Consider the following 3951-nt stretch of genomic DNA (forward strand, 5'->3'; position numbering starts at 1 on the left):
TGCACATCATTTTTGGATGCAGTCAAGGTGTCGCCCGCTAAACCGTTGGTCTGATCTTGCAGGGCGGTAAAAGCAATTTCCAAGGGAAACAATTCTATGATTGCAACGGTTGCAAAAGCCAGTATAAAATAAAGCATTTTATTTTTCACGGTTAGCTCCCACCTTATTGAGCTGCGAAAGTTGTCGGAAACGATGACAACATTATAGCAAGAGCAGTGCCGGAAAATTATTATGTTTTTTTTATATTGTTTACAGTTAGTTATGTTTTCAATGCAAATTTAACATCGACAGTTGTGAAAAAATTTTCATACTATTATATGTAATACTGTTCATAATAAGAATTTTTTTACCCATTAATGGGTGGCATGTCACCCCCAACCTTGATGGCTCCGTAACAAGTCCAATTTTTCACCATGATGAACATGAAGGCAGTAAAGCCAGGATTCATGCCTGTTTAAAAAAAGGCGCTCACTATGCACAAAACCGTACTGGTACCCGTGGCTGATGGGACGGAAGAACTGGAAGCGGTGGCCATCATCGACGTGCTACGCCGGGCCGGTGCGACGGTAACGGTGGCATCGGTGACCGGGAATCGCCGCATCACGGCATCCCGCGGCGTGGTCATCGTGGCCGACGCCCTGATCGAGGCGTGTTTAAAGATGGATTTTGACTTGGTTGTGCTGCCCGGCGGTGTTCCCGGCGCCGAACACCTGCGCGACTCGGCAGAGCTAATTGGCATTTTAAAGCGCCAGAGGGACAAGGTCGGCCTGTATGCCGCCATTTGCGCCAGCCCGGCGGTGGTGCTCGAATATCACGGGCTTCTGGCAGGACGCCAGGCCACCTGTCATCCAGGCTTTGCCGACCGGCTAACGACTAAGGACCGAATCGAGGAGCGTGTGGTGGTGGACGGCAACTGCCTGACCAGCCGGGGGCCGGGAACCGCCGTCGAGTTTGCCCTGGCGTTGGTGGAGCGGCTCTACGGTAAAGACAAGCGGGAGGCAGTGGCTGCACCCATGGTGATCTAGCGCAAGAGGAAGCAGTGAAAAACCAATCGTTGCCACGCTGGATCAGCCCCAAACCGGCCTAATAGACCTGGACATCGGCACTGATCGTCTCACGGCTGCCATTGGTTTTGGTAATCCGTCCACTGAACGTGTGATATCCGTTGCTCAAATTGCCCGTATTAAAAGGCTTGGCCCAATTGGAAATGCCACCTGCCAAATCATAGGGCGCATAATTTTCCGTCTGGTGCAACACGCCGTCGATGAAAAATTCGACCCTGCGGATATCGGTGATGGGCTCAACAAAAACATAAATGTTGCCTTCGACCCCGGCATCATCCAGATAAACCGCTGTCGACCGATCCGGCTTTGCGCTCAACATCAGGCAGTACGCGCTCGACGTTTGCCGAACCGTCGGCGTGGCTTTTAGCGTGCGGGTATTGCCGTCCTCATTGCCGGACTGATCCTCCACCCGTACACCGAAAGTATATAGCGCGCCATTGGTCAGGCCACTCACCATCACGGCATGTGCAAAGGTGCTGCCGGCGGTTACGGCAGCATCGGCAATCACGCTGTTGCTGGTCCAGTCGGCGTTGTTCCAGGATCTGCTGAGGGCATAATAGACGTTGAATCTGAGATCCATGCCCTCCTCCCCATCCCCGGCTGTATCGAATTCCACGGTTACCCGACCGCCCGAGCCGGTGTCCGTGGTCAAACCGATTCCCGTCGTCGCGCCGTCCCATGATGGAGCTGTGATGTCTTGAGTCTGGTCGAAGGAAATGGGGGGTATATAGTGAACTTCCTCCGAATCGGCACTTTCCAGGCTGCTGTCGTAAGCCCGCACAACGAAGTAATATTCGGTCCGGTCTTCAAGATTGCTGATTGTACAGGAGCTGGCGGTGCCTTCCCAGTCGGGTCGACTGTAGTCGTAAAGCTGATCGCTGCGGCGTGCAAACACCCGGTATCCCTCTGGGGTGTGGTCGTTGGGGTCCCACCTAAGGGTCACATTGGCCGCCATGGCAGCGGATGCCGACAGTATTAATAAGGTAAAAAGAGAGCAGAGGATGGAACCGATCCGGCCAATTTGGTGGTGCTCTGGTTTTCCGTTCATGAGTGAATACTGATCTCCCGACCCACATGGATGGCTGGTGAAATTGGATTTGTGTGGCATTTAAGCGCGTGAATCGCACACTACCAGCAAGAGGTCGGCCAAGAGGTCAACGAGAACTGAAATTTATTTCTAACCATACCTTTTTTATAGTTAATATTTTTGACTGGGCGGAAACCGGCGGGGAAAATATGGGTCAGGAAAAGTATGGGTGGGAAAATACCGTAACTTTGCTGTGCAAAAATCGTAACCGGGCCCTAAATTGTTCCTGTTTGTAAACAGGGCCCTTGATTTGACCTCGATGCATGCATCGGTTTTTATGGAATCCCGGGTTGACAATGGCATGCATCTCTTCGGATGCAATTATCAGGACCCAATCCTGGCTGGCACCCTTTGTCGCGTGCGCCTGCGGATAAAATCCACTATGCGGCCAGCGGTGTGTCCATCCCACAGATCAGGCACCAAATGGGGCTTGGTCTCCCCGGCAACAATTTTTTCAATGTGACCCTGCAGGTTTTCCATGGCGCACAATTGATTGGTGCCCTGGTCCACCGTAACCGGCCGTTCGGTGTTGGGGCGCATGGTCAGACAGGGGATGCCCAGGTAGGTTGTCTCCTCCTGTATGCCCCCTGAATCGGTGATGACGAATTTGCAGTTAAATACCAGGTTCATGAAGCGGATATAATTCATCGGCTCCGTCAGAATCAGGTTATCCGTATCCCGAAGCATACCCATCAGCCCGAAGGCATTGAGGTTTTTTCTCGTCCGGGGGTGAATCGGGAAAACCAGCGGCGTCTTTTGAGAGGCACCAATCAGCATCCGACACAGCGTCGTCAGGCTCTCCAGGGAATCGACATTGGACGGCCGGTGGAGCGTAATCAAGCCATAACCGCCTTTGGACAGGCCAAAGGTGCCGAAGGCGTCGGCGGATTCTATTTTCGAGCGCATCATCTCCAGGGAGTCGATCATGATGTTGCCGACATTTTCGATCTTTTGGCGGTCAACACCCTCCCGCAAGAGGTTGTCCAGGGCATCTGCCGAAGGCGTCCACAGGATATCGGCCAATGCATCGGTGACAATGCGGTTGATCTCCTCCGGCATGCTTCGATCGTTTGAACGCAGCCCGGCTTCCAGATGGGCCACGATCGGCCGGTGGTTATGGGGCTGGTCTTCATCGGATCCATCCGGCAAAGATGGGTAGACGATCTTGCTGGCTGCAATGGTGCAGGCCATGGTCGAGTTGACGTCTCCCACGACAACGACCAGGGCCGGCTTTTCCTTCAGGAGCACCTTTTCATAGGCGATCATCACGCTGCCGGTCTGCTCGGCATGGCTGCCGCTGCCGATCCCTAAATGGATATGCGGATCGGGCAGCTCCAGATCCCTGAAAAATGCGTCCGACATGTTGATGTCGTAATGCTGGCCGGTGTGAACGATCACCGGATCGGCCCAGACCTCCCGTTTCAGGGCATGGTAAAGGGGCGCGATCTTCATGAAGTTGGGCCTGGCCGCGGCGATCAGATGAATTTTCATGGAGTGGATAAACCTTGAAAAAAGGGTCCAAGGATTCGAGGATCCAAGGGTTCGAGGGTGAATAAAAAACTGAACGTCCAACATCGAACGCTCAACGCCCAACGTCCAATGCAACAAAAGGGGCCAAGGATTCGAGGATCCAAGGGGTCAAGGGCAAAGAAAACACGCTCTGTGCCAGGGTAAGCGGCGTTTCGGTCAGGGCGATCGGCCCCGTCCACTGCGTCATCTGCACACGACGAGTTCGTCGAGCGCGAGCCCACGGAACTCGAGGGGAAGCGGGTCGAGCACGCGGGTCGGGGGATCGTCGCC

General features: G+C 53.8%; 3 protein-coding genes. 1 reads left to right on the forward strand and 2 read right to left on the reverse strand.

Annotated features, from left to right (window positions below; translation table 11 throughout):
• Positions 1–473: 473 nt before the first annotated feature.
• The gene (locus R6V78_RS18095; protein WP_410290786.1) at positions 474–1025 is read left to right on the forward strand and encodes a DJ-1 family glyoxalase III; all 552 of its coding nucleotides are present in this window, start codon (positions 474–476) and stop codon (positions 1023–1025) included.
• Positions 1026–1083: 58 nt separating this feature from the next.
• Here the strand turns inward: R6V78_RS18095 and R6V78_RS18100 are convergent, their stop codons facing one another.
• Positions 1084–2112 (reverse strand): fibronectin type III domain-containing protein, encoded by a 1029-nt coding sequence (locus R6V78_RS18100; protein WP_410290787.1) that lies wholly within the window; start codon positions 2110–2112, stop codon positions 1084–1086.
• A gap of 363 nt (positions 2113–2475) precedes the next feature.
• Positions 2476–3642 carry a non-hydrolyzing UDP-N-acetylglucosamine 2-epimerase gene (gene wecB, locus R6V78_RS18105; RefSeq protein WP_410290788.1) on the reverse strand — a complete coding sequence of 389 codons (1167 nt, stop codon included), beginning with the start codon at positions 3640–3642 and terminating at the stop codon, positions 2476–2478.
• Between the last annotated feature and the right edge of the window lie 309 nt (positions 3643–3951).

The sequence above is a fragment of the Desulfosarcina sp. genome, from assembly GCF_046496365.1.
Lineage (GTDB): Bacteria > Desulfobacterota > Desulfobacteria > Desulfobacterales > Desulfosarcinaceae > Desulfosarcina.

Coding starts and splice junctions, on each gene's coding strand:
- R6V78_RS18095 (WP_410290786.1), top strand. CDS start 474: ATGCACAAAACCGTACTGGTACCCGTGGCTGATGGGACGGAAGAACTG.
- R6V78_RS18100 (WP_410290787.1), bottom strand. CDS start 2,112: ATGAACGGAAAACCAGAGCACCACCAAATTGGCCGGATCGGTTCCATC.
- wecB (WP_410290788.1), bottom strand. CDS start 3,642: ATGAAAATTCATCTGATCGCCGCGGCCAGGCCCAACTTCATGAAGATC.